Genomic DNA, 25171 nt, shown 5'->3' on the forward strand with positions numbered 1-25171 from the left:
AGGATCCCACACAAACGCATAACGATAAGTACCCAGATCCGGGAGGTCGCAATGGAAAATACTTCGGCTCGTGGCCGCGAAAACGCGCCACAACCGGCTGCAGACGGGCAAGATTTTATCCCGGCACGCAGTGACGTGGTGCGCTCGCCGCGCATCAGAAAGATCCAGATTACCGCCATGTTGCTGCTGCTGTTCGCCGCCATGATCAACTATCTCGATCGCAGTTCGCTGTCGGTCGCCAATATGACCATCCGGGGAGAACTGGGGTTATCTGCGACTGAAATTGGCGTGCTGCTGTCGGCGTTTTCACTGGCGTACGGTTTAGCACAGCTGCCGTGCGGTGCGCTGCTCGATCGCAAAGGGCCGCGCATCATGCTGGCGATTGGCATGTTCTTCTGGTCGCTGTTCCAGGCAGCGGCGGGGTTGGTGCATAACTTCACCCAGTTTATTTTGGTGCGCATCGGGTTAGGTATTGGTGAAGCGCCGATGAACCCGTGCGGCGTCAAGGTGATCAACGACTGGTTCAACATCAAAGATCGCGGCATGCCGATGGGCATGTTTAACGCCGCCTCGATGATTGGTTTATCCATTGCGCCGCCGATTCTGGCCGCGATGATGATGGTGATGGGCTGGCGCGGCATGTTTGTCACCATCGGCGTGCTCGGCATGTTCCTCGCCATCGGCTGGTATCTGATGTACCGCGATCGCGATAACAACAAGTTGAGTGGCGAAGAGATTCACTATCTGCAGGCGGGCAGCGTGGCATCGCGCAAAGAGCCGCTGAGTTTTGCCGAGTGGCGCGGCCTGTTTAAGCAGCGCACCATGTGGGGCATGATGATTGGCTTCAGCGGCATCAACTACACCGCATGGCTGTATATCGCGTGGCTGCCGGGTTATCTGCAATCCACCTATAACCTCGACCTGAAAAGTACCGGTTTACTGGCGGCGATTCCGTTCCTGTTCGGCGCGGCGGGCATGTTGCTGAACGGTTATGTGGTCGATGCGCTGGTGCGTCGTGGCCATGATGCGGTGAAAGTACGTAAGGTCTCAATCGTCACTGGCATGCTGTTGTCTGCTGCGTTTACCGCTTTCGTAACGCGTGCCACCGATACCACCAGCGCGGTGACCATGATCGGTATGGCGCTGTTCTGTATCCACTTTGCCGGTACATCGTGCTGGGGTTTGATTCACGCCAACGTCACGGCGCGCATGACCGCCTCGGTTGGCAGCATCCAGAACTTCGCCAGCTTCGTGTTCGCCTCATTCGCGCCAGTGATCACCGGTTGGGTGCTGGATACCACCAAGTCGTTTAGCCTGGCGTTGATGATTTGCGCCGGTGTGACGGTGGTGGGCGCGCTGGCGTATTTGCTGCTGGTGCGTAAACCAATTACGGATGGGGTGTAATTAAGAGTCGGATGTGGGACGGTCGCCATAAATGGCGACCCTACGAAACCGGTATTACGTTGGGCGGGTGAAAAACTGCGATTCACATTGGCGCGCGATCTCCCACAGCTTATTGCGAATCACCTGTTTCAGCTGCAGCGTGGATTGCGACTGCGGCTGATCGCGGCGGCTGATTAACATCACTTCAAACGGCAGCGGCTGCGCGACCGGCAACAGCTTGAGCTGGTCGGCATAACGGCAGGCGGTAAACAGATCGACAATCCCGACGCCGCCGCCCGCCAGCACCATATCGGCAATCACCGAATAGGTTTTGATCGACAGCGAAACCGCTGGATTGAGCCCTTTATCGCGCAGCGCGCGGTGCAGCACGCGACCGAGCGGATCCTGATTTTGCATCATCAGCAGGTTATTAGCGCACAGCCACTCCAGCGTCACCGGCTCATTGTGGGTGTGATCGTGCGGCAGCAACGCCACCATCGATGACTGAAACAGCGGCTCCGCCAGTAAATCCGCATCTACCTGCTGACCAAACACCAGCGCGAAATCGAGCTGATTCGCCATGATCATGCTGCACAAGGTGCTGAAATGCTCGGTGACCAATTCCACGCTGACCGAGGCCGCCTGTTGTCGCCAGTTCACCAGCGCTGGCGCTAACACCATCTGACCAAACGCATGAGCGGCACCGACGCGCACCGTTTGCCCTTCGCCGCGCCGCAGTTGCTCGGTGAGCTGGGTAATTGCTTGTAAACGTTGGTAGATGTCTTCCACTTCCGGCAGCAAACGCCGCCCTTCTGCGGTCACCACCATGCCCTGCGCGCGCCGTTCAAACAGCGCAAAACCAAGCTGCTGCTCGGCGTGATTAAGCACGCGGCTGACATTCGGCTGCGACACATTCAGCAAACGCGCCGCCGCACTGATGCTGCCGGTCTGCACAATCGCCTGAAACACTTCAATATGCCGCAGCCGCATGATTATTCGCCCCAGGTGGCTTCAAGCACGCGCAGCCAGTTGCCGTGGCAAATCTTCTCCAGCAGCGCACGCGAATAGCCGCGTGCCGCCAGCGCCTGCACCAGCAGTGGGAATCCGGCCACGTCTTTCAGATCGCCCGGCATGGTGGCGCCATCGAGATCCGAACCAAAACCGACGCCATCTTCCCCGACTTTTTCCAGCAGATACTCAACGTGACGCACAATGGCATCGACGCCGGTCGGCGCATGGCGATCGCCATCTTCACGCAGGAACGGCACGGCAAAATTGACACCGACAAAGCCGTTGGTTTCAGCAATCGCCGCCAGCTGGCGATCGGTGAGATTGCGCGACTGCGCGCTGATCGCATGCGCGTTGGAGTGGCTCGCCACCAGCGGCGCATCGCTGATCTCTGCGGTGTGCCAGAAGCCTTTCTCATCCATATGCGACAAATCAACCATGATGCGGCGGCGATTACAGTCGCGTACCAGCTGCTTGCCCGCGGCCGTCAGGCCATTGCCGATATCCGGCGACGAAGGATAGAGGAACGGCACGCCGTCGCCGAACTGATTCGGGCGGCTCCACAGCGGCCCCAGCGTGCGCAAGCCGCTGGCGTAGAGCATGTCGAGCAATTCACCGTGGGTATCCAGCGCTTCCGCACCTTCCACGTGCATCACCACCGCTAACACCTTGTTTGCCATGCAGTGGCGGATATCACGCACGCTGCGGCAAATCTTCACCTGGCCGTTTGAGGCCTGCTCAATGCGCAGTAGCAGCGCCAGCATAGAAAACGTCGCATCGCGCGCTGAGTTGATAATTTCCTGAGGAAAATCTGCGAGGTCTGGCGCACTTCTTGCAATCAGAGGGTGGGACGGCACCCAGGTGGCGAAAATGCCACCTGCCATATTTCCCTGACGGATACGCGGCAAGTCCATTTGGCCCGTTTTGGTGCCAGTGAAAAAGGCATTAACCGCGTCCGGCTGATAGTGCTGCCACAGCTTATTCAGCACATCGTTGTGGCCGTCAAAGACCGGAATATCGAGGGTCATCGAGTCAGACATGTTGTTCAGTTCCATGTTCGGGGGAAAGCGCAGCACTGCCAGCTGGCGGAGCAAATTGCACCAAAAAAGGGCGAGCACACGCGCGTGAAACAAATGGCTTAGAGCCGGTATTAATCCTCCGGCAGGTGCGTAAAGTCAAGACAAAAAACAATCAAATAACAATTTTTTATTTTACTTATCAATCAGTTGGGAGTTTACATGGTTACCAGAAGACGTTTTCTTGCAGGATGCACTGCTGTACCTGTTGTTTCCTACCTCAGCCTGAATTCATCCTTTGCCGCGACGCCGCCGACCATGCTGGTGATCGCGATGCAGCTCGATAACATCACCAGCCTCGATCCACACGAAAGCTTCGAAGCCACCGGTGGCCAGATTTGCGGCAACCTCTATCAACGTTTAGTCACGCCCGATCCCAAGCAAGCCGACAAAGTGATTGGTCAACTGGCGCAAAGCTGGGACGTCAGCAGCGATAACGGCACTTACACTTTCCATCTCGATCCGGCAGCTAAATTCGCCGATGGTTCGCCGCTCACCGCAGAAGACGTAGCGTTCTCGATTGAACGTATCGTCAAGCTGGATAAGAGCCCGGCCTTTATTATCAACCAGTTCGGCTTTACCAAAGACAACGTGACGCAGCTGGTGACCGCGAAAGATGCGCACACCGTTGAGATGAAACTCGGCGCGCCGGCGGCCGAAACCTTCCTGCTCTACTGCTTGTCCGCCACCGTCGGCAGCATCGTGTCGAAGAAAGCCTGTCTGGCAAACCAGCAGAACAATGACTTCGGTAACGGCTGGCTGAAACAGCACAGCGCCGGTTCCGGTGCCTTTACCCTGCGCACCTGGAATGCCAGCGAAACGGTGATTCTGGAGATTAGCCCGCAATATGCAGGTTCAAGCAAAACCAAACGCGTGATCCTCAAACACATCGCCGATCCGGCCGCGCAGGCGCTGATGCTGAAAAAAGGCGATGTCGATGCCGCGTATGATCTCACCACTGAACAGCTGCTGCAGGTGAAAAACGACAGCAGCGTGTCGCTGGTGAATCAGTCGCTGTCGGCCATCATGCTGATGTCGTGCAACACCAATAATCAGTACCTGAAAAAACCGCAGGTGTGGCAGGCGCTGAAGTGGGCGCTGGATTACGAAAGCATCCAGAAAAACATTCTGTCGATGAGTTTTGTCACCCATCAAAGCTTCCTGCCGAGCGGCTTCCCGGCGGCGCTGGACGATACGCCATTCCACAAAGATCTGGCGAAAGCCAAAGCGCTGCTGGCCGAAGCGGGTTATCCGGACGGTTTCGACATCACCCTCGATCACTACTCAATGCAACCGTATCCGGACATCGCGCAGGCGATTCAAACCCAGCTGGGCGCGATTGGCATCAAAGTGTCACTGATCGCCGCCGAAAACCGTCAGGTTCTGACCAAGATGCGTGCGCGTCAGCATCAGCTGGCATTGACCGTTTGGGGAGCCGATTACTTTGATCCTAACTCCAACACCGAAGCCTTCTGCGTTAACACCGACAACAGCGATAACGCGCGTGCGCGTACGCTGGCGTGGCGCTGCAGCTGGTCAGATGAAGAGTTCAACAAACTCACCGAGCAGGCGTTGCATGAGCCCGATCCAGCGAAACGCATCGCGCTCTATCAGCAGATTCAGCAGCTAGGTCGCGAGAAGAGTCCGTTCATTTTCATGATGCAGAAGACCAAAAACGTGGCCACCAGCAAAGCGCTGAGTGATGTTCACATGACCGTGCTGGAGCAGTGGCCGTATGCGCAGGTGAAAAAAGCCTGATGCCGTTACTGAAGAGAATCGTCAGCACCCTGGGAAGCCTGGTGCTGACGCTGTTTGGTCTGTCGGTGTTGACCTTTTTCATTGGCCGCGTCATGCCCACCGATCCGGTGCTGGCGGCGGTCGGTGATAACGCACCGCAATCGGTGGTCGAGCGCGTGCGTGCGGAAATGGGGCTGGATCAGCCCCTTTACGTGCAGTTTGGTCACTACCTTAATCAACTGCTGCATGGCGATCTCGGTAAATCAATTCTCACCTCGAATCCGGTGATTACCGACATCGCCCGCTTCTTCCCCGCTACCATGGAATTGGCGACGGCGGCGATCATCATCGCGGCGCTGATCGGCATTCCGCTCGGCGTGTGGGCGGCGGTGCGTCAACGTTCGTGGGTCGATCAAACCATTCGCGTGATCTGTCTTGCCGGCCATTCGCTGCCGGTGTTCGTGCTGGCGCTGCTGAGCCTGCTGGTGTTCTACGCGGTGCTCGGCATTGCGCCCGGCCCTGGACGGCAGGACATCATCTGGCAGGATATGGTGCCGCAGGTCACCGGCTTCCTCACCATCGATTCGCTGCTGGCCGGGGAGACCGACGCCTTCTGGGATGCGCTGGCGCACATGGCGCAGCCGGTGCTGATTCTGGCCTACTTCAGCATGGCCTACATCACGCGTATGACGCGCACCTTTATGCTTAACGCGCTGAGCGGCGAGTTCGTGATCACCGCGCGCGCCAAAGGCTTGTCGTCACGGCGGGTGATTTGGCGGCATGCGTTTCCCACCGTGGCGGTGCAGCTGGTCACGGTGCTGGCGCTGACCTACGCCGGATTGCTGGAGGGCGCGGTGGTGACGGAAAACGTCTTCGCCTGGCCCGGTATCGGCCAATATCTCACCACCTCGCTGATGAACGCCGACATGAACCCGGTGATCGGCGCCACCTTGCTGGTCGGCACCGTGTATGTGCTGCTCAATCAGCTGGCTGACCTTCTCTATCGACTTTGGGACCCGCGCGTAAAATGATCTTCTTCTCACGAGAATGGCTGCTCGACGACACGCCCGCCAATCGTCGCCAGGCGGTGTGGGGCCGGCGTTATCGCCTGTGGCTCAGCCTGCGCAGTAATCCACTGGCGATGGCCGGACTGCTGGTGGTGACGGTGATGCTGCTGCTGGCACTGTTTGCACCGTGGCTGACGCCGTTCGATCCCGGGGTGCAGCATCTGGAAAACCGTCTTGCGGCACCTTCCGCCGCACACTGGCTCGGCACCGATGAACTGGGGCGCGATGTTTGGACGCGCATTATCTATGGCGGCCGCACCACGCTCGGCATGGTGATCGCTGTGGTGCTGCTCACCGCGCCGCTCGGTCTGCTGATTGGCTGTATCGCCGGTTATGCCGGCGGTTTCATCGATAAAGCGCTGATGCGTTTGACCGACATCTTCCTCGCCTTCCCGCGTCTGATTCTGGCGCTGGCGTTTGTTGCCGCGCTGAAACCTGGCGTTGAGAGCGCAATTCTGGCGATTGCCCTGACATCATGGCCGCCATATGCACGTCTGGCGCGCGCCGAAACGCTGCAGTTCCGCCACAGCGACTTTATCGCCGCCAGCCGTCTGACCGGCGCGTCACCGCTGCGCATTATCCTGCGCCACATCATGCCGCTGTGCGTGCCGAGCCTGATCGTGCGCGTCACGCTGGACATGAGTTCCATCATTATCACCGCCGCCAGCCTTGGCTTCCTTGGCATGGGCGCGCAGCCGCCGTCACCGGAATGGGGCACGATGATTGCTACCGCGCGTCGCTTCCTGTTCAGCGAATGGTGGGTGCCATTAATGCCGTGTATCGCGATTTTCCTGACGTCATTGGCGTTTAACTTTCTCGGCGACGGTCTGCGTGACGTGCTGGATCCCAAGGAGCGCTAAATGTTGGTGGAAATCGAGAACCTGCGCGTTGCCTTCCGCTCGCGCAGCGAAACCGTTGAAGCCGTGCGCGGCGTCAGTTTTAGCGTGGGCCGCGAGAAGTTTGCCATTGTCGGCGAAAGCGGTTCCGGCAAGTCGCTGACCGCGCGCAGCCTGATGCAGTTATTGCCGGGCAACGCGGAAGTCAGCGCCGATGTGCTGCGCTTTGATGGCATCGATTTGCGCGGTGCCAGCGAGAAAGTGCTGCGTAAAATTCGCGGCAAGCGCGTCGGTTTTATCCTGCAGGACCCGAAATATTCACTCAATCCGGTGATGACCATCGGCCAGCAGATTGCCGAAGCCTGGCGCGAGCACAAAGGCGGCAGCCATAAAGCGGCGATGCAGGCGGCGATTGAGCTGCTGGAGCAGGTGAAGATTCGCGATCCCGCAGCCGTGGCGAAACGCTATCCGCATGAAGTCTCGGGCGGCATGGGCCAGCGCGTGATGATTGCCATGATGCTGGCGCCCGATCCAGAACTGTTGATCGCCGATGAACCCACCAGCGCGCTGGATGCCACCGTGCAGGCAGAGATCCTCAAGCTGATTGACGAGTTGGTCTCGGCGCGCGGCATGGGGCTAATCCTGATCAGCCATGATTTGCCGCTGGTGTCGCACTTCTGCGATCGCGTGGCGGTGATGTACGCCGGCCGCATCGTCGAGCTGCTCGATGCCGGGCAGTTGCAGCAGGCGCAGCATCCTTACACGCGCGGTTTGCTGGCATGTTTGCCGTCGTTGCGCCATCCGCGCGAGCGTTTACCCGTATTGCAGCGCGATGCCGCGTGGCGCGAATAATTAGCCTGGTCGCCATAAATGGCGCCCCTACCGTAGGGTCGGCATTCATGCCGACCGTTTCACGGTTCGCACGGAACAACCCATGATTCAAATCGATAACCTGCGCATCCACTTCGGTGCGCACACGGCGGTGAAAGACGTCAGCTTCTCGGTCGGTAACGGCGAAAGCTTTGGCCTGGTCGGTGAAAGCGGCTCGGGCAAATCCACCATCCTGCGCGCGCTCGCTGGGCTGAATGCCGACTGGCAAGGCAGCATGCTGTTTGGCGGCATGCAGCTCAGCGCTAAACGCAGTCGCGCCTTCTATCGTCAGGTGCAGATGGTGTTTCAGGATCCGTTTGGTTCGTTGCATCCGCGTCAAACCATTGATCGCATCCTGCACGAACCGCTGCTGGTGCATCAGCTCGATCGCGCTGAACAGCGCATCAGCCAGGCGTTAGGCGAAGTGGGCTTGCCCGCCTCGGTACGTTTCCGCTATCCGCATCAGCTGTCGGGCGGCCAGCGTCAGCGCGTGGCGATTGCGCGCGCGCTGATCGCCGAACCGGAAGTGCTGCTGCTGGATGAGCCAACCTCGGCACTTGATGTATCGGTGCAGGCCGAAATCCTGAATTTACTCAGCGACCTACGCAGCGAGCGCAAACTCACCTACATTATGGTGACGCACAATCTCGCGGTGGTAACGCACCTGTGTCAGCGCATTGGCGTGATGCAGAATGGCGAGATGGTGGAGCAGCTGAGCGCCGACGATCTGCGCGCGCGGCGCATCCAGCATCCGCATACCGCCCAACTTTTCGATCTCAGCATGACGCTGGAGGAACCGGCATGACCGCTCACTGGCAACACGCCGCGGATGTCGCACAACAGATCACTGAAAGCTGGCAACAGCCAGGCGCGCCGGGCGGCGCAATGGTGCTGTTTGATGCGCACCAGATCCACTCAACCCACTGCGCCGGATTGGCTGATTTGGCGCAGCAAACGCCGTTCAGCGCCGACAGCGTGGTGCGTTTCGCCTCGATCACTAAACATCTGTTTGCCGCGCTGGTGACCGGGCCGGGACGTCGCTACCTCAAGCTCGACGATGCGCTGGTGCAGCATCTTCCGCAGCTGAGCGGAGCCAACGGCCAGATCACCGTCGGCCAGGCGCTGGATATGAGCAGCGGTTTGCCGGACGTGCGCGAAACCTTATCGCTGCTGGGATTGTCGGTGTATAACGCCACCCGCGCCGAAGATCTGCTGGATTTTATCGCGCGCGAAGGCGAGCTCAACTATGCGCCCGGCAGCGAAATCTCCTACACCAACACCGGCTATCGGCTGGTGGAAGAAGCGCTGAAAGCCAAAGGCGTGTTATTCAATGATCTGCTGCAGCAGTACATCTGCGATCCGCTGGATATCAACCTGATTGCGCCAGAAAGCTGGTTCGATATCGTGCCCGGTTTGGTGCCTGGCTACTGGCAAAACGGCGCGCAGTGGCAGCTTTCCAGCGCCGGTTTGCATCTCTCGGCATCGGGCAGCGTGACCGGCAGCCTGCATCATCTGACGCGCTGGCTGCAAAGCCTGCTGGCCGATAGCGGACCGGGGGCAGGCGTGCTGCAGCGCCTGAGCGCGCCGCGTAATCTCAACGATGGCCGCACCAGCGGATACGGTTTGGGCATCACCAGCTCGACGCTCGGCAGCCAGACGCTGTTTGGTCACGGCGGTTCGCATGCCGGCTATAAGAGCTATTTCCTGCTGCATCCGGAACTGAAAATCGGCGTGGCGCTGGTCGCCAACCGCGAAGATGTCACTACCTCTGAAAGCGCGCTGCGGGTGATGGCGGCGTTGCTCAATCGCGCGTTACCGGAGAAAGGACACGATTTAACGCCCGGACTTTACGTGGCGCAAGACGCCGCCGACTGGCTGGAAATTAAAGGCGTGACCGCCACCTGGCTCGGCGCAGGCGAAACCTTGTGGCGTGACGATGTGCACGGTACGGCGGCGTCGCTCTCCAGCACCTTCCCGATGCGGTTACGTCATGATGGCGCGGCGATTGTCGGTGAGATTGGCCATGCCGCACGACGTTTTGTGCCAGTGCAGGCCGATCAGGCCAGTCTCGATAATCTGCAAGGCCGCTGGTTTGCGCCGCAGTGGCGCAGCGAGTTGGTGATTGAGGGCGACAGCTTAATCATGGGCATCGGCCCGGCGGCGATTCGCGCACGTTTGCAGTCGCTGGGCAACGATCGCCTCTTAGCCACCGCGCAGGATGGACCGTGGGAGAAGCGCTTCGCGATTGCGCGCGAAGGCGACACGCTGCGGCTGCTGTTGAACCGCAGCCGCGTGGTGCGCTTTTTACAGACAGCACGCCCTAAATAATTCGAGTTGCAGCAAGGCGGCAAGTGGGTGAATCCCCAGGAGCTTACATCAGTAAGTGACTGGGGTGAGCACACGTAGCCAACGCAGCGGCGGCTCGAAGTATGACGGGCGCTAAGCCACGTAATGATGTAAACGGCCGATCTTTTCGATTTCTACTTCAATCTCATCGCCGGGGAACATAAACAGCGGTGGCGTGCGTTTTTTACCGACGCCGCCCGGTGAACCGGTGATGATCACATCGCCTGGCGACAGCGGGCTGAACGCGGAAATGTACTCGATGATCTTCGCCACCGGATGCACCATGCTGGCGGTGGTGTCGTTCTGCACTTCGCGCTGATTGAGCCAGGTTTTGATCGCCAGCTGCTGCGGATCGGGGATCTCGTCGGCGGTGGTCATCCACGGCCCGAAACCGCCGGTTTGCTGCCAGTTTTTCCCGGCGGTGAACCAGGTAAACTGCATGTCGCGCACCGTGGCATCCATAAAGCAGCTGTAACCCGCAACGTGATTCAGCGCATCAGCGGCTTTCACCTGATAGGCCGCTTTGCCAATGATCACCGCCAGTTCGCCTTCGTAATCAAATTCCTGCGTGGTCGCGGGTTTCATCAGCGGCTGCTCGTGCGCCGCCAGCGAATCCGCGAAACGCACAAACAGCGTCGGCGCTTCAATCGTCTCGGCAAACTCTTTGCGTTTGTCGGCGTAGTTCATGCCAACACAGAACACTTTGCCAGGATTTTCTACCACCGGCATGAAGCGAATGGCGCTAAACGGGTGATCAACCGGCATTGAAACGAAGGCGTCGAGATCGCTTAACGCGCCGCGTTGCAGCAAGGTTTTCAGGTCCGGGCAGTCAGCGCCGAGACGTGCGCCGATATCAATCACGCCCTCTTGCTGCACAATACCGTAACTTTTTCTTTGCTGGTCAATAAGATAAAAACTGCAGAGCTGCATGACTGCCTCGTTGTTATATATAAATTGCGCGCAGGTTAGCAAAATTCAGCAGGAAATGCGGACCGACCTGATGATTTAGCGCGGCCGCCATAAATGACGCCCCTACGATCACGACTGCGTGCTCGCCAGATAGGAGAAGGCGCTCAGCAGGCTGATTAACGTGTTCATGTTGTCCGCGCGATAACCAACGGTGACCGCGTCAATGCGCGTCACGCCGGGGATCAGGCTGAACAGATCCGCCAACACTGGTTTGCTGGCTTGCAGCTGCATCTCATAAGGCGCGCTCAACCGCGTGGTGCTGATTTGGCGTTTGCGCTGCACCGCAGCCGTTGCCGCAGCGCGAATGGCGTTTTGCGCCGCCTGCGGGCTGATGGATTCGGCACAGGTGTGTGAGATGGCGCGTTTCACACAGACGTAATCCACCGAGGGATAATGCTCGGCAATCCAGCCTTTGAGCTGATCGTCACCGCTTACCAGCCACAGCGGCGTGCCCTGTTCGGCAGCGGCTGCGGCGTAGATATCGGTCTCGCCCATCACCTTGCCGTTGATGTGAATGCGCCAGAACGCACGGCCATTAATGGTGTGCGCCAGCACGCCCGGTTCGCCCGCCGCGCTGTGATAGCCGATAAAGAACAGGCCATCAAACGGCTGCTGCTCAATGCCTTCCACCATCGATAAGCCACGCGGTTTGCCCTGCACCATACGCGCGCGGGGATCGATATTTTCCGCGCGTAGGTTGGTCATCTGCGCGTGGCTGTCGGCCACCACCACTTCCGTCGCGCCACCGGCAAAGGCGCCATCAATGGCGGCGTTGACTTCTTGTTCCATGAGGCCGCGCGCCAACTGATATTCGGCGTGGCCCGGTGAACACTGTTCAGGGCGCATGACGCCGGCGATGCCTTCGATGTCAGCAGAGATGAAGATTTTCATGAGGTTGGGTTCCATGCGGTTATTGGCAGAGGTCGCCATGAATGGCGACCCTACGACGCGGTCAATCGATCTAATACTTCGGTTAACGACGGCCGATGATGGCCACGAAAACCGGTGACAGATTCGGCACTGAGTAAGGCATCCAGCACCGCGTGTTCGGTGGCATCGGCGGCGGCGGCGAGCAGCGGTTCCAGCATGGACTCTTCTGGCGGTTGCGGCTGCGGCTGGGTGGAAAACGCCAGCGCGATATCGCCCGAACCGTGGCCCCAATAGCTGCCTAGTCGTCCCAAACCGGCCCCGGCGCGTTTGGCGACGCGCTTCAGCTGACGTGCATCGAGCGGCGCATCGGTCGCCATAATAATGATGATGGAACCGGCATCGCGCTGCGGCGTCAGTTCCGGCAGCAGCGGTGCGATCATTTCGCCGAGGCGCACGCCATCCAGCGTCAGCGCGGTCAACGCGCCGAAGTTCGCCAGCACCAGCACGCCCAGCGTGGCATTGAGCGACGGAATCATGCGCGACGCCGTACCAATGCCGCCTTTTAAACTGAAACAGCTCATGCCGCGCCCGGCACCCACGCTGCCGCGATCGAAATCTGTCGTGGCGTCATAGAGTGCTTGCTGCGCCATCGTTTCAGTGATCGCCAGCGCCTGAATATCGTTGAGCCAGCCGTCGTTGCACTCCAGCGCCAGCGGATTGACCGTGGGCAAGCTGCGGCCCAACTCGCTGTTGCGGCTGATGGCATCGCGCACCAGCGTGGTAAACAGCGTGCCGACCGCCAGCGTGTTGCTCAGCAGAATCGGCGTTTGCAGCACGCCCAACTCTTCAACCTGCACCAGACCAACCGGCTTGGCGAAACCGTTAAACACCGCCGCCGCACAAGGCAGCGGCTGGGTAAACAGATTGTCGCCCGGCGGCACAATCGCGGTGACGCCGGTTTGTCGCTCGCCATCGGCTAACGTGTAGTGACCGACGCGCACGCCCGGCACGTCGCTAATACGATTGGTTGGCCCGCTGGCGCTGCGCGGTTGTCCCAGCTGGCGCTCGCTGCGCCAGCGTTGCAGCAGCAGGTCGCGCTGCAGTTGTTGAAAGTCCATGCTTAGCTCTTCAGTTTGGGATCGAGCGTGTCGCGCAGCGCATCACCCAACAGGTTAAACGCCAGCACGGTAATGAATATCGCCAGACCCGGAAACACGCTGACGTGCCACAAGCCAGCCATCATCATGCTGCGGCTCATCGCCAGAATATTGCCCCACTCCGGCACATCGGGTTCCGGGCCGAGACCGATAAAACTCAGCCCGGCGGCGGTCAGAATACTGGTGCCGATACGCATAGTGAAATAGACAATCACGTTTGACAGCGTGCCCGGCAGAATGTGGCGCAGCAGAATCACGCGGTCCGGCGCACCGGCACAGCGCACCGCTTCAACATACGCTGCCTGTTTCAGCGACAGCGTGGACGCACGCACGATGCGGGCAAACACCGGCACGCTGAAGATCGCTACCGCGATGATGACGTTGTTGAGTCCCGGACCGAGAATCGCCACCACCGCAATCGCCAGCAGCATGCCGGGAAAGGCGAACAGCACGTCAGAGCCACGCATAATCAGCATATCGATCCAGCGTCCGTAATAGCCCGCCAGCAGGCCGAGCAGCACGCCAACTACCATGCCGAGCGTTACCGACAACACGCCCACATACAGCGAGATACGCGCGCCAAAGATGATGCGGCTGAACAGATCGCGCCCCAGTTCGTCGGTGCCCATCCAGTGCGTGCTGGAGGGCGGCGATGACAGCGCCATCCAGTCGGGTGCCATTGGATCCCATGGCGCCAGCCAGGGCGCGAAAATGGCCACCAGCACCAGCAGCAGCACAAAGCCGCCGGAGACCAGCGCCAGCGGATTACGCACCAGCGCGTGCAGGAAATCGCGCCACGGCGAACGGATCGCCTCCTGCGCGTGGGCAGGCAGAGATTGCAGACTCATCAGGGCTCCTGTCGCAGGCGAATCGCTGGGTTGACCACGGCGTACAGCAGATCCACCAGCAGGTTAATGATAATAAATTCAAACACGAACAGCATGACTAACGCCTGGATCACCGGTTGATCCTGCGCTTTGATCGACTCGATCAACAGCCAGCCCAATCCCGGCCAGTTGAACACGCTTTCGACCACGATCGATCCGCCGAGCAGAAAACCAAACTGCAAACCGAGCATGGTGATCACCGGGATCAACGCATTGCGCATCACGTGTTTCCACGTCACCAGCCGATTACGCAGCCCTTTGGCTTTCGCGGTGCGCACGTAATCTTCCTGCGCCACTTCAAGAAACGCCGAGCGGGTGAAGCGCGCCATCACCGCCGCCACCGAAGAACCGAGCGTGATCGCCGGTAACACGATGTCGCTGGGTTGATTGAAGCCGCTGACGGAGAACAGGCCGAATGGCATGGCGACGAACTGGATCAGCAGCAGGCCGAGCCAGAACGTGGGCATCGAGATGCCGCCGACGGCGACGCTCATTAAGGTCCAGTCCTGCCATTTACCGCGTTTCAGGGCGGCAAACACGCCGAGGAAAAGGCCCAGAATCACCGACCAGGCAAAACCGGCCAGCGCCAGCCACAGCGTGGGCATAAAGCCCTGCTTGATCACCTCCAGCACCGGCTGTTGAGTGCGATAAGTGACGCCCAGATCGCCGCGCAGCAGGCCGCCGATCCAGTTGATATATTGCTGCGGCAGCGGATCGTTAAGTCCGAGATGCTGACGCGCTGCTTCCACCGCGGCCAAAGGCGCATCCGGTCCGGCGTAGATACGCGCCGGATCGCCAGGCAGCAGTTTGATGAAGCCGAAGACCAGCAGCGAGACCACCAGCAATACGGGGATCATCTCCAGCAGTCGGCGAATGATGTATGCGAACATGCGGTTCCTTTATTTTTTTGGGATCGTGCTGGCTTTTCCCAGATTGTGCTTGCTGTCCCCAGATTGTGCTGGCTGTCCCCCTCCTCGGTCCTCCCCCATAAATGGGGGAGGAAGATGCTGCCATATGCCAGCTCAGAAGTTGCATGTGGCAGCATCTCCTTCCCCCGCTTGCGGGGGAAGGCCGGGATGGGGGACAGCGAGCACCCAACCCCACCCAACCTTTACTTAAACGTCGCCTGATTAAACAGGAAGTTGCCATCCGGCAGCATCGACACACCGCTCAGCGTGCTGCGTTTGCCGACCAGATTGTCTGGCGTGCCGAGGAAGGCGACTGGCGCCTCTTTCCACAACACTTTCTGTGCCTCGGCGTAAGCTTCGCCACGCTTAGCTGGATCGGCGGTGGCTAGGCCGCCGGCAATCGCTTTGTCGGCTTCGGCGTTGCTGAAGTACGAGACGTTATACGAGGTCGGCACCCAGGATTCGGTGGCGTAGAGTGGACGCAAGGCCCAATCGGCATCACCGGTTGATGTCGACCAGCCGCCGTAATAGAGATCAAATTCCGCCTCTTTCGGGTCCTTCACGCCCCACAGTTTGGCGTTACGCGTGCCGGAATCCATCGGCGTGACCGTGGCGCGAATGCCCACCGTTGCCAGCTGCGCTTTTAATACCTGCGCGGCACGCACGCTGGCGGTGGCGTTGGTGACCCACAGTTTGAGATCGAGGCCGTTCGGATAACCGGCGGCTTTCAGCAGCGCTTTGGCCTCATCCGGCGCATAGCGATAGTTCGGCGCACTCTGCTTCTGGTAGAACTGCACGCCTTGCGGAATCGCCGAGCTGGCCGGTTTGCCCATGCCGGCAAACGCCACTTTCAACCACAGATCGCGGTCAATGGCGTAGTTGATCGCCTGACGCACGCGCACATCCGCCAGCGGTTTGTGCTGGGTGTTGATCGCCATGTAATAGAGATAAATGCTTGGATCGCGCTGCACCGCCAGTTTGCTGTCGCTCTGCACGGTGGCGATCAGATCGGATGGCAATGGCCAGATCGCATCCACCTGACCGGATTTCAGCGCCGCCACGCGCGTGGCATCTTCCGGGCTGGGCGAGAAGATCACGTTATCCACTTTTGGCCAGCCTTTTTGCCAGTAGCCGTCGTACTTCGCCAGCGTCACGGCTTTACCCGGCTGCCAGGTGACGAATTTGAACGGGCCGGTGCCGACCGGATGCAGACGCAACTGCGCTTCTTCCGGATACTGCTTGAGAATCGCCGGGCTCCACATCACCGCCGACGGATGCGCCAGCGTGTTGATGAAAGCACCAAACGATTGGTTCAGATCGATTTTCACCTGGTCCGGCGCCAGCACCGTCACTTTCGCAATCATCTTGTAGAGGCTGTTGCGCTTGAGGCCTTTGGTCTGGTCGGCAAGGCGATCGAGGTTGGCTTTTACCGCTTCGGCATCGAACGGCGTGCCATCCTGGAAGGTCACGTCTTTACGCAGCGTCAGGGTAAATTCGGTGGCGCTGTCGTTGCTGGTGTAGCTGGTAGCCAGCCACGGCTGCAGCTTCATCCTGGCATCGAACTGGAACAGACGTTCGAAGATGCCGCTCTGCACCGAGTAGCTGACGTTATCGGAGGTATCGTGCGGATCGAGGCCGGTGATGTCGGCATACATCGAAATGCGCAGATCCTGCGCCTGAGCGGCGGCGGCCAGCGAGAGGGTCAATCCCAGCGCGAGCGCAGTACGGCGGAAAATCGGGTTCATGAAATCTCCTGGTATTGAGGGTTAGCGCGAAACACAATCAGCGACCCAGTGTTGCGGAGCAACCTGGCGATAACGCGGTTTAACGACCGTTTCTCCCACCTTGCGCAGCGGCGACGGAATTTCGCCGTCCTCGAAAGTGCGGGGTTGACGGTTCTGGGGATCGGCCACCGGCACCGAGGCCAGCAGACGTTGGGTATACGGATGTTGCGGCTGGTTGAACACCGATTGACGCGGCCCCAGCTCAACAATCTGGCCGAGATACATCACCGCCACGCGGTTAGCGATACGTTCCACCACCGCCATATCGTGCGAGATAAAAATCCACGCCACGCCGGTTTGCTGTTGCAGATCCATCATCAGGTTCACCACCTGCGCCTGAATCGACACATCCAGCGCCGAGACGGCTTCGTCGGCGATGATCACTTTGGGTTTCAACGCCATGGCGCGCGCAATGGCGATACGCTGACGCTGACCGCCAGAAAATTCATGCGGATAGCGCTGCGCGTGTTCCGGCAATAAGCCCACGCTTTTCAGCAACGCATCGACCTGCGGCGACGCGTCTTCCAGCGACTTGACCATGCCGTGCAGCAGCAGCGGTTCGGCAATGGTAAAGCCGACGGTGAGACGCGGATTGAGCGAGGCGTAAGGGTCCTGAAACACCATCTGAATTTCACGACGCAGCGGCTGGAACTGCGCCTCTTTCAGGTTGGCGATTTCATTGCCCTGGAAATGAATGCTGTCGGCGTCGCTGTTGATCAGCCGCATCAGCGCGCGACCGGTGGTGGATTTACCGCAGCCGCTTTCGCCGACAATCGCTAGGGTTTCGCCCGGCCATAGACTGAAATCGATCTGCTCCACCGCGTGCACCTGATGGGTGAGCGCCGAGAAAATGCCGCTGCGAATTGGGTAATACACTTTCAGGCCGCGTACATCCAGCAGCGGCGTTTCGTCGTAGCGCGCGGTGCGCTGCTCGCTGTTATCGCTGGCATTGCTGCCCAATAGCGGAAAACGCTGCGGCCATGCGTGTTCGCGCATATCGCCGAGCTTCGGCACTGCGGCCAATAATGCTTTGGTGTAGGGATGCTGCGGCGCGTTGAAGATTTCAGTTACCGTGCCCTGCTCAACCACTTCGCCGCGCAGCATCACCACCACGCGATCGGCGATTTCTGCCACCACGCCCATGTCGTGGGTGATGAACAGCACCGCCATCTGTTTCTCGCGTTGCAGGTCGCGCAGGATGTGCAGAATGCGCGCCTGCACCGTGACATCCAGCGCGGTGGTCGGCTCATCAGCAATCAGCAGCTGCGGATCGCAGGCCAGCGCCTGGGCAATCATCACGCGCTGGCGCATGCCGCCCGACAGCGAATGCGGATAGCTTTTCATCACCCGATCGACATCAGCGATGCGCACCTGGCGCAGTAATTCACGTGCGCGCGCCTCGGCCTGACTTTTGTCGCAAATCTGATGATCCCGCAGCGCTTCGGTCAGCTGATCGCCGACGCGCAGCACCGGATTGAGCGAGGTCATCGGCTCCTGAAAAATCATCGCCATTTCGCGGCCACGTAAAGCACGGCGCTGGGTTTCATTCAGCGTGGCAAGCTGATGCGCGTTGCCCTGACGATCACGGAACTGCATGCTGCCGCGATCGATACGCCCGGATGCGGCCAGCAAGCCCATTACCGCCAGCGAAGTGACCGATTTCCCCGAGCCACTTTCACCGACCACGGCGACAATTTCGCCCTGATGAATGTTAAAGCTGATGCCCTTCAGCGCCTGATTTTCGCCGCTGCGGCCGCGAAAACTGACGCTGAGATCCTGAATCGCGAGCACCGGTGCTGAACCGGCAACGCTGGCGGCGTTGGGTGTAAGTAAAGTGTCCGTCATCGTTGCTCCGCGTGCGGGTTACAGCCAGATTTGGCCTTGAGCGTAAGAAAGGAAGGGCGAGCTATCGGCGGCCAGCCAGATTGGGCCATCGAGATCGACATGCTCAGCGGCAATCGCCACCGGCAGCGCTGCTTCCATCGCCAGTGAAGAGCCGAGCATGCAGCCAACCATCAACCGCATATCAAGCTTCTGCGCCTCATCCACCATCGCCAGCGCTTCGGTTAACCCGCCGCACTTATCCAGCTTGATGTTGATCATCTCGTAGCGATTACGCAGCGGCGCGATGTCTTCACGTGTGTGGCAACTCTCATCGGCACACACCGGAATCGGGTGCGCGAAGCGCTGCAACGCCTGATCCTGGCCCGCCGGCAGCGGCTGCTCGACCATCGCGATGTTAAAACTCGCCAGCGCGTTGAACAGGCTGGGCAAATCCACGCCCGACCAGGCTTCATTGGCATCAATGATTAAGGTGGCGCGCGGCGCGGCCTGACGAATCGCAGCGACTTTTTCCAGAATCTCGTCGCGATTGAGTTTGATTTTCAGCAGGATGGCGCCGCGTGATACCGCGTCGGCAGCGGCGGCGGCCATGTTCTCGATGGAATCGAGGCTGAGGGTTTCGGCGGTGATCACCGATGGCGGCTGACGACGCTCGCACTGTTGCCACAGCGTGTGCTTCACCAGCGCGGCATCAAGACGCCACAGCGCGCAGTCCAGCGCATTACGCGCTGAACCGGCAGACACACGGCTTTGCAGATCAAGGCGGCTCAGGCCCGCTTCCATGTCGGCGCGCAGCGCTTCCAGTTCGGCATTGACGCTTTCTGGCGTTTCATCGTAGCGCGGCGTGGGCGTACATTCGCCGCGGCCAATAAAGCCGTTCTGCTCCAGCGTCACGCGAATTACCGTAACCGCCGTGCGAGTGCCACGTGAGATGGCAAACGGACGCGCCAGCGGCAGCTCCAGCACTTCAATCTGCATGCGCCGCATAATTAGCCTCGCTCCTGCAGCAGCGCGGCGATATCCGCAATGCCGAAACGCACCGGATCGGTGGCTGGCACGCCGAATTCTGCGCTGATTTCTGCGCAATAGGCGCGCGCTTCTGCTTCGCTGTAGTTTGAGGTGTTGATGGCGAAACCGGCCAGTTGTACCGCGTCGCTGGTAACGTGCGCCGCGCGCAGGTTGGCTTCTACGCAATCTTTCAGGCTGACCATCGGCTGATGCGGCAGATGACGCATATGCGGACGGCCCATTTCATGGCACATCACCAGCCAATGCGGCTGCGCACCGTGAATCAGGCCCATGCTGACGCCAGCGTACGAAGGATGGAACAGTGAACCCTGGCCTTCGACGATATCCCAGTGATCGGCGTCATTGGCTGGTGACAGCGCTTCAACCGCACCGGCGATGAAGTCGGCAATTACTGCATCAATCGCGATACCTTCGCCCGCCACCAAAATACCGGTCTGGCCGGTGGCGCGGAAATCGGCTTTCATGCCGCGTTCACGCATCGCGGCTTCCAGCGCCAGCGAGGTGTACATCTTGCCTACCGAGCAATCGGTGCCGACAGTAAGTACACGCTTACCTGTACGCTTTTTACCGCTGCCTACTTCCAGTTTTGGACGCATATGACGCAGGTCGAACAGCTCAACACCGAACTCTTTGGCCAGCGCCACCAGCTCCGGCTCATCCACCAGACGATGGTGCAAACCGCTGGCCACGTTCATCCCGGCAGAGATGGCGCTTTTTACCGTGTCGAGCCAATGCGCGGGCAAGTAACCGCCGGCATTCGCGGTGCCGAGCACCAGCGTTTTGGCGCCGCGCGCTTTGGCAGCGGCAATGTCGAGGACGTCGAGGCCCAGCGATACGGTGCAGCCCGGCAATTTGATTTCGCCAACGCACTGCTCTGGACGCCAGACGTGGATGCCGCGGGCGGTTTTAGCGGCCAGTGGATCGGTTACGTCGCCGAGGAAGAGTAAATAAGGTTGTGGGATCAGCATGATGTTTCTCATTTCAGACGGTTTATAGGGCCTGAATTGACTATTTCATGCAGAAGATGGGGTGACGAATGCTTGTTTAGTTGCGGGGTATAACGTGCGGCTATAGCCAGATCGAAATCTGATGGCTGAAGGATTTTATCAGCAAGTTAGGGAGAAAATGGGGGGAATTGCGGCTGGAGAGATAAGAAAACAGTTGATAACCACAGGTCGATCCGTGACCGCGATTATCGAGGGTATTCTGTTAGCGCTGGATTAATGCTGTGCGCCTGGCGGTACGTGCTTGAAGGTTTCAACGTAAGCGTTAAACACGTAGCGGAAAAAGCGTTTCATAAGGCACCTGGTTCAAAAATTGTTGAAGAAATACGCAAAAAGTATAGCCTCTGAGCGTTTTCATCGCAATTATTTTTGAAGTAGATCACAGAATTGGGTTTTGGTGCGGATGTGAAGAAGAGGTCGCCATGAATGGCGACCCTACAAATTAAAACCAGCCTAAGTGCTGGCCCAAAATGGTGCAGCCAATGCTGATCAGCACTACACCGCCCAACACTTCGGCCCATTTGCCCATCACCGGACCGATAAAGCGGCCCACCAGCACGCCGGTGGTCGCCATAATGGTAGTGGCGGCGCCGATGGTGACGGCGGTCATGATGATATTCACTTGCAGGAACGCCAGGCCAACACCGACGGCCAGCGCATCAAGACTGGTGGCGACAGCAGTTAACGCCAGCACCATAAAACCGTGACGCTGCGGCGCTTCGCACGGCTCGTCGGCGGTTTGACGGAAGCCTTCCATTATCATACGGCCGCCCAGCACGGTTAACAGCACGAACGCCACCCAGTGATCCCACGCCATGATGTAGCGGCTGGCCGCAAGGCCAATCGCCCAGCCAATCAGCGGCGTTAACATTTCAATGACGCCAAAGATCAAACCGGTACGCAGCGCTTCTTTGAAATTTGGGCGATGCAGCGATGCGCCTTTGCCCAATGCTGCGGCGAAAGCGTCCATCGACATGCCAAAGGCCAAAATCAGGGTTGCGATAAATGTCATGGGTTTTCAATCAATGCTGCGGAACAGGCGCCAAAGCCGCTACTTCTCCGCATTTATTGTTCAGTAATGAAAAAGTGCGCGCAGTCTAACACGCAAAAACGGCAAAAAAAAGACAGTAAAATCAGGGATTTAAGTATAGCAAAGGCTATAACTCTTAACTTTCGCTATTTTTGACGCTAAGTGAATGGAATAGAAGAAATTTCTTAGCGCGATTCGGCACGGGGATTGCACCTTAGCGCGGTTTTATGCGCTAATGCCCGCGCTAACTGATTTGGATAATGACCATGAATAACCCATTCGAAACGCTGATTATCCCAGGCGGCATTCTGCTGCTGGGCTTTCTTTCTGCCCTGCTGCTGCCCGCGCCTTCATTTGGTATTGAGCTGGCAAAACAGCTGCAGGAAAGCCTGCATCTGATGGATGTTAATCAGCTGTATACCATCGTCTTTAGTTTGTGGTTTTTACTGCTGGGCGCGATTGAGTTTTTCGTCATTCGCTTCCTGTGGCGCCGCCGATCGCGCTGATCATTTTTTCGTCAAGGTGATGCATTTTTCTTCTGGCGGGCACCCACGCCCAAGCTGAAATTCATCACCACAAAAATGTAACATTACTTTTACACGATATGGCGAAATATCGCGCAACATAAAATCCGCATAAATAATCAATTTAGTTAAAGTCCATAATTTTCAAAGCATTAAAATGTGACACACCTCACTCACCGTTTTCAACCCCATCAAAAGCACTCACAATAGCGTAACAACTGCATTACGCTAACCGTCTGATTAAGAGATAAAAATCCCTTATGACCACGGGGTTGAGCTGATTAATTCTTATGCTGAATCATTTCCGCCTTTAAAAAATAAACAAACGTTTAATTCCGATACGAGAATGTTATATTCGAATGCATATGCATAACGTGCAGTTAACCGTTATCGTCCCCATGACTTATACCTGAGTCTTAACCTTTGAGAGATAGCGCCACGCGCTCGAAAGAAGCGCGGCTATTTCGCCTGCGAACCTGTTGAGCTTCAGGTCAACAGAGAGAGGAGATGTCGCCTCATGAGTACTACTGCGGTAAATCTGGCGCTCGCCGCCGCTGGCATGGAAAGTGCAAACCTTCAGGAACGAAAAGACGTCGACGTACTGCTGATTGGCGCAGGCGTGATGAGTGCGACTTTGGGCGCATGGCTGCAAGATCTCGAACCTGACTGGTCGATTGAGATGGTTGAACGTCTTGATGACGTGGCCGTTGAATCCTCTAATGGCTGGAACAACGCCGGAACCGGTCACGCCGCGCTGGCAGAGCTCAACTATACGCCGCAGAAGGCGGATGGCAGCATCGACATCGCCAAAGCGGTGGCGATTAACGAATCGTTCCAGATTTCGCGCCAGTTCTGGGCGTATCACGTTCAGAAAGGCAACCTGCGCAATCCTAAAAGCTTTATCCACAGTACGCCGCACATGAGTTTCGTCTGGGGCGACGATAACGTTGAATTCCTGCGCAAGCGTTTCAATGCGTTGCAGAAAAGCACGCTGTTCCGTGGCATGAATTACTCTGAAGACCGTGATCAAATCACCGAGTGGATTCCGCTGGTGATGAACGGCCGTGACAGCAAGCAAAAAGTCGCAGCCACCTGGACCGAAATGGGCACCGACGTGAACTTCGGTGAAGTAACGCGTCAGCTGATTGCCTCTTTAGAGAAGAAAGCCAATTTCCGCCTGCGTCTGCGCCAGGAAGTGCGTGATATCAAACGCCTGAGCGACGGTCGCTGGCAGGTCACGCTGCATAATCTGGCCAGCGGCGAAAATCGCCTGCTGACCACGCGCCAGCTGTTTATTGGTGCGGGCGGCGCGGCGTTGCCGCTGCTGCAGAAATCCGGCATTCCGGAAGTGAAAGGCTACGCCGGTTTCCCGGTGGGCGGTTCATTCCTGGTGACGGAAAATCCTGACGTCGTCAAACAGCACATGGCGAAGGTGTATGGCAAAGCCAGCGTCGGCGCACCGCCGATGTCGGTGCCGCACGTCGATACCCGCGTGCTGGATGGCAAGCAGGTGCTGCTGTTTGGGCCGTTTGCGACCTTCTCGACCAAATTCCTCAAGCAGGGTTCGCTGCTGGATATGTTCGGCGCGATGAACACCAGCAACCTCAAGCCGATGGTGCAGGTTGGCCTGAAGAGCTTCGACCTGGTGAAATATCTGGTTGATCAGGTTTTGCAAAGCGACAGCGATCGTATGGAAGCGTTGCGCGCTTACGTGCCGCAGGCGAAGCAGGAAGACTGGCGTTTAGTGACTGCCGGCCAGCGCGTGCAGATCATCAAGAACGATACCGTGGAAGGCGGCGTGCTGCGTCTCGGTACCGAAGTGGTGACCTCGGAAGATGGCTCGATTTCTGCCTTGCTGGGAGCATCACCGGGCGCCTCCACCGCCGCACCGATTATGCTCGAGCTGATGGCGAAAGCCTTCCCGGAACAGATGCGTTCGCCGGAATGGCAGACCAAAATTCGCATGGTGATCCCATCGTGGGGACGCAAGCTGAACGGCGACGTCGCATTGACCGAGAAAGTGCTGGCCGATACCAGCCGCGTGTTACAACTCGACTACGAGCCGGTAATTACACCGGATGCCGCCAACGATGAAGCGCGCGAAACGGCGCACGTGGTGGGGAAGTAATAAGGTAGTTCTAGCCTGGTCGCCATGAATGGCGACCCTACAAATGCTTCGGTGCGCATATATGCGCACCGAAGCATCTAGCTGAGCAGCACCGCGTCGTACAACATCCACACAGTTGTCGCCACCAGCGACAGCGCCATCAAACTGTTAAACGCCTGACGTTTCCACGCAACCTGCAGATGGCTGCGCAGGCGATCGCCCAGCGCTGCCCAAATCAAAATGCACGGCAGATTCAGTGCCGCGAATCCCAGCAGCACCGTCAGCACGCCGTTGCTGTTGGCGTACATCAGCGCCACGTTGGTGACCATCAGCCAGGCTTTTGGGTTTACCGCCTGGAAACAGATGCCGCCAATTAACGTCATCGGGCGCGGACGTTCGCGCAGTTGCGGTGCGCCGGCATGGAAAATCTTCCAGGAAAGCCACAGCAGATAGCTACAGCCAACCACCGTCAACGGCAGGCGAATCGCGCCCATCCAGTGCAGCAGCGCATCGAGCGCCACACTCGCCAGCAGCATCTGTATCGCACAACCCAGCAGGATGCCAAACAGCATCGGCAGCGTGCGTTTAAAGCCAAAATTCACGCCTGAGGTCGCCAGCAAGAGATTGTTCGGGCCTGGCGTGATCGACATAACGGTGACGTAGCTAAAGAATGAGGGATCAAGCATGATGCGCTTCCTGAAGAATCAATGATGTCTTCATGCTAGTGCGAACGCAGC

The 25171-nt window shown here is 58.4% G+C and carries 22 protein-coding genes; 9 read left to right on the forward strand and 13 right to left on the reverse strand.

The window, feature by feature from the left end:
• Positions 1-51: 51 nt before the first annotated feature.
• Positions 52-1404: an MFS transporter gene (locus tag PanJK_RS21140; RefSeq protein ID WP_008109477.1), complete on the forward strand. Its 1353-nt coding sequence runs from the start codon at positions 52-54 to the stop codon at positions 1402-1404.
• 54 nt (positions 1405-1458) lie between these two features.
• Here PanJK_RS21140 and PanJK_RS21145 read toward each other — a convergent pair whose 3' ends face one another.
• Both PanJK_RS21145 and PanJK_RS21150 read right to left on the reverse strand, forming a co-directional pair.
• Positions 1459-2373 (reverse strand): LysR family transcriptional regulator, encoded by a 915-nt coding sequence (locus PanJK_RS21145; protein ID WP_265302692.1) that lies wholly within the window; start codon positions 2371-2373, stop codon positions 1459-1461.
• Positions 2374-2375: 2 nt separating this feature from the next.
• Positions 2376-3431 carry a dipeptidase gene (locus PanJK_RS21150; protein ID WP_265302694.1) on the reverse strand — a complete coding sequence of 352 codons (1056 nt, stop codon included), beginning with the start codon at positions 3429-3431 and terminating at the stop codon, positions 2376-2378.
• Between the two features lie 198 nt (positions 3432-3629).
• Here PanJK_RS21150 and PanJK_RS21155 point away from each other — a divergent pair, with 198 nt between their 5' ends.
• The 6 genes from PanJK_RS21155 to PanJK_RS21180 all read left to right on the forward strand — a co-directional run bounded on the left by PanJK_RS21155 (position 3630) and on the right by PanJK_RS21180 (position 10305).
• A complete protein-coding gene (locus PanJK_RS21155; RefSeq protein WP_265302696.1) occupies positions 3630-5225 on the forward strand; it encodes an ABC transporter substrate-binding protein in 1596 nt (531 codons plus the stop codon).
• Complete coding sequence (locus PanJK_RS21160; RefSeq protein ID WP_008106687.1) at positions 5225-6235, forward strand: ABC transporter permease; 1011 nt, start codon at positions 5225-5227, stop codon at positions 6233-6235. Before PanJK_RS21155 ends, PanJK_RS21160 begins: the two co-directional genes overlap by 1 nt.
• Positions 6232-7131 (forward strand): ABC transporter permease, encoded by a 900-nt coding sequence (locus PanJK_RS21165; protein WP_008106684.1) that lies wholly within the window; start codon positions 6232-6234, stop codon positions 7129-7131. Before PanJK_RS21160 ends, PanJK_RS21165 begins: the two co-directional genes overlap by 4 nt.
• Positions 7132-7959, forward strand: coding sequence for an ABC transporter ATP-binding protein (locus tag PanJK_RS21170; protein ID WP_265302700.1), 828 nt, complete (start codon positions 7132-7134; stop codon positions 7957-7959).
• Between the two features lie 82 nt (positions 7960-8041).
• Positions 8042-8782, forward strand: a complete 741-nt coding sequence (locus PanJK_RS21175) for an ABC transporter ATP-binding protein (RefSeq protein ID WP_256697772.1) — start codon at positions 8042-8044, stop codon at positions 8780-8782.
• Positions 8779-10305 (forward strand): serine hydrolase domain-containing protein, encoded by a 1527-nt coding sequence (locus PanJK_RS21180; RefSeq protein WP_265302702.1) that lies wholly within the window; start codon positions 8779-8781, stop codon positions 10303-10305. The genes PanJK_RS21175 and PanJK_RS21180 overlap by 4 nt, the downstream gene beginning before the upstream one ends.
• 111 nt (positions 10306-10416) lie before the next feature.
• Here the strand turns inward: PanJK_RS21180 and PanJK_RS21185 are convergent, their stop codons facing one another.
• From PanJK_RS21185 to mntP, 10 genes are all read right to left on the reverse strand, one after another.
• Positions 10417-11253 (reverse strand): fumarylacetoacetate hydrolase family protein, encoded by an 837-nt coding sequence (locus PanJK_RS21185; RefSeq protein WP_265302704.1) that lies wholly within the window; start codon positions 11251-11253, stop codon positions 10417-10419.
• Positions 11254-11361: 108 nt separating this feature from the next.
• Complete coding sequence (locus PanJK_RS21190; RefSeq protein ID WP_258144153.1) at positions 11362-12183, reverse strand: M55 family metallopeptidase; 822 nt, start codon at positions 12181-12183, stop codon at positions 11362-11364.
• Between the two features lie 50 nt (positions 12184-12233).
• Positions 12234-13280, reverse strand: a complete 1047-nt coding sequence (locus PanJK_RS21195; RefSeq protein WP_256697777.1) for a P1 family peptidase — start codon at positions 13278-13280, stop codon at positions 12234-12236.
• A 2-nt stretch (positions 13281-13282) separates the two neighbouring features.
• On the reverse strand, positions 13283-14167 hold the full coding sequence (locus tag PanJK_RS21200; protein WP_007891891.1) for an ABC transporter permease subunit: 885 nt from the start codon (positions 14165-14167) through the stop codon (positions 13283-13285).
• Positions 14167-15096, reverse strand: a complete 930-nt coding sequence (locus PanJK_RS21205; RefSeq protein WP_265302708.1) for an ABC transporter permease — start codon at positions 15094-15096, stop codon at positions 14167-14169. The genes PanJK_RS21200 and PanJK_RS21205 overlap by 1 nt, the downstream gene beginning before the upstream one ends.
• A 221-nt stretch (positions 15097-15317) precedes the next feature.
• Positions 15318-16859 carry a glutathione ABC transporter substrate-binding protein gene (locus PanJK_RS21210; RefSeq protein ID WP_265302710.1) on the reverse strand — a complete coding sequence of 514 codons (1542 nt, stop codon included), beginning with the start codon at positions 16857-16859 and terminating at the stop codon, positions 15318-15320.
• Between the two features lie 21 nt (positions 16860-16880).
• Positions 16881-18743 carry an ABC transporter ATP-binding protein gene (locus PanJK_RS21215; protein ID WP_265302713.1) on the reverse strand — a complete coding sequence of 621 codons (1863 nt, stop codon included), beginning with the start codon at positions 18741-18743 and terminating at the stop codon, positions 16881-16883.
• A gap of 18 nt (positions 18744-18761) precedes the next feature.
• Positions 18762-19727, reverse strand: coding sequence for an N-acetyl-D-Glu racemase DgcA (dgcA, locus tag PanJK_RS21220; RefSeq protein WP_256697782.1), 966 nt, complete (start codon positions 19725-19727; stop codon positions 18762-18764).
• A 2-nt stretch (positions 19728-19729) separates the two neighbouring features.
• The gene (dgcN, locus tag PanJK_RS21225) at positions 19730-20737 is read right to left on the reverse strand and encodes an N-acetyltransferase DgcN (protein ID WP_265302717.1); all 1008 of its coding nucleotides are present in this window, start codon (positions 20735-20737) and stop codon (positions 19730-19732) included.
• A 478-nt stretch (positions 20738-21215) separates the two neighbouring features.
• The gene (mntP, locus tag PanJK_RS21230; RefSeq protein WP_256697785.1) at positions 21216-21785 is read right to left on the reverse strand and encodes a manganese efflux pump MntP; all 570 of its coding nucleotides are present in this window, start codon (positions 21783-21785) and stop codon (positions 21216-21218) included.
• Between the two features lie 284 nt (positions 21786-22069).
• Between mntP and PanJK_RS21235 the strand changes: the two genes are divergently transcribed.
• Both PanJK_RS21235 and mqo read left to right on the forward strand, forming a co-directional pair.
• The gene (locus tag PanJK_RS21235) at positions 22070-22309 is read left to right on the forward strand and encodes a DUF1158 domain-containing protein (protein WP_007891898.1); all 240 of its coding nucleotides are present in this window, start codon (positions 22070-22072) and stop codon (positions 22307-22309) included.
• Between the two features lie 535 nt (positions 22310-22844).
• Complete coding sequence (gene mqo / locus PanJK_RS21240; RefSeq protein WP_265302720.1) at positions 22845-24455, forward strand: malate dehydrogenase (quinone); 1611 nt, start codon at positions 22845-22847, stop codon at positions 24453-24455.
• Positions 24456-24532: 77 nt separating this feature from the next.
• On the opposite strand, the gene PanJK_RS21245 is transcribed toward mqo, so the two are convergent.
• Positions 24533-25120: a LysE family translocator gene (locus PanJK_RS21245; RefSeq protein WP_256697787.1), complete on the reverse strand. Its 588-nt coding sequence runs from the start codon at positions 25118-25120 to the stop codon at positions 24533-24535.
• Positions 25121-25171: the final 51 nt, after the last annotated feature.

Source organism: Pantoea sp. JK, assembly GCF_026130245.1.
GTDB lineage: Bacteria > Pseudomonadota > Gammaproteobacteria > Enterobacterales > Enterobacteriaceae > Pantoea > Pantoea trifolii.

Excerpts from the sequence above, each read along its gene's own strand:
- dgcN (WP_265302717.1), bottom strand. The coding sequence starts at position 20,737 with ATGCTGATCCCACAACCTTATTTACTCTTCCTCGGCGACGTAACCGAT.
- mqo (WP_265302720.1), top strand. The coding sequence starts at position 22,845 with ATGAGTACTACTGCGGTAAATCTGGCGCTCGCCGCCGCTGGCATGGAA.
- mntP (WP_256697785.1), bottom strand. The coding sequence starts at position 21,785 with ATGACATTTATCGCAACCCTGATTTTGGCCTTTGGCATGTCGATGGAC.
- PanJK_RS21185 (WP_265302704.1), bottom strand. The coding sequence starts at position 11,253 with ATGCAGCTCTGCAGTTTTTATCTTATTGACCAGCAAAGAAAAAGTTAC.
- PanJK_RS21235 (WP_007891898.1), top strand. The coding sequence starts at position 22,070 with ATGAATAACCCATTCGAAACGCTGATTATCCCAGGCGGCATTCTGCTG.
- PanJK_RS21215 (WP_265302713.1), bottom strand. The coding sequence starts at position 18,743 with ATGACGGACACTTTACTTACACCCAACGCCGCCAGCGTTGCCGGTTCA.
- PanJK_RS21245 (WP_256697787.1), bottom strand. The coding sequence starts at position 25,120 with ATGCTTGATCCCTCATTCTTTAGCTACGTCACCGTTATGTCGATCACG.
- PanJK_RS21210 (WP_265302710.1), bottom strand. The coding sequence starts at position 16,859 with ATGAACCCGATTTTCCGCCGTACTGCGCTCGCGCTGGGATTGACCCTC.
- PanJK_RS21190 (WP_258144153.1), bottom strand. The coding sequence starts at position 12,183 with ATGAAAATCTTCATCTCTGCTGACATCGAAGGCATCGCCGGCGTCATG.
- PanJK_RS21145 (WP_265302692.1), bottom strand. The coding sequence starts at position 2,373 with ATGCGGCTGCGGCATATTGAAGTGTTTCAGGCGATTGTGCAGACCGGC.
- PanJK_RS21150 (WP_265302694.1), bottom strand. The coding sequence starts at position 3,431 with ATGTCTGACTCGATGACCCTCGATATTCCGGTCTTTGACGGCCACAAC.
- PanJK_RS21160 (WP_008106687.1), top strand. The coding sequence starts at position 5,225 with ATGCCGTTACTGAAGAGAATCGTCAGCACCCTGGGAAGCCTGGTGCTG.
- PanJK_RS21140 (WP_008109477.1), top strand. The coding sequence starts at position 52 with ATGGAAAATACTTCGGCTCGTGGCCGCGAAAACGCGCCACAACCGGCT.
- PanJK_RS21170 (WP_265302700.1), top strand. The coding sequence starts at position 7,132 with ATGTTGGTGGAAATCGAGAACCTGCGCGTTGCCTTCCGCTCGCGCAGC.
- PanJK_RS21165 (WP_008106684.1), top strand. The coding sequence starts at position 6,232 with ATGATCTTCTTCTCACGAGAATGGCTGCTCGACGACACGCCCGCCAAT.
- dgcA (WP_256697782.1), bottom strand. The coding sequence starts at position 19,727 with ATGCGGCGCATGCAGATTGAAGTGCTGGAGCTGCCGCTGGCGCGTCCG.
- PanJK_RS21205 (WP_265302708.1), bottom strand. The coding sequence starts at position 15,096 with ATGTTCGCATACATCATTCGCCGACTGCTGGAGATGATCCCCGTATTG.
- PanJK_RS21155 (WP_265302696.1), top strand. The coding sequence starts at position 3,630 with ATGGTTACCAGAAGACGTTTTCTTGCAGGATGCACTGCTGTACCTGTT.
- PanJK_RS21180 (WP_265302702.1), top strand. The coding sequence starts at position 8,779 with ATGACCGCTCACTGGCAACACGCCGCGGATGTCGCACAACAGATCACT.
- PanJK_RS21195 (WP_256697777.1), bottom strand. The coding sequence starts at position 13,280 with ATGGACTTTCAACAACTGCAGCGCGACCTGCTGCTGCAACGCTGGCGC.
- PanJK_RS21200 (WP_007891891.1), bottom strand. The coding sequence starts at position 14,167 with ATGAGTCTGCAATCTCTGCCTGCCCACGCGCAGGAGGCGATCCGTTCG.
- PanJK_RS21175 (WP_256697772.1), top strand. The coding sequence starts at position 8,042 with ATGATTCAAATCGATAACCTGCGCATCCACTTCGGTGCGCACACGGCG.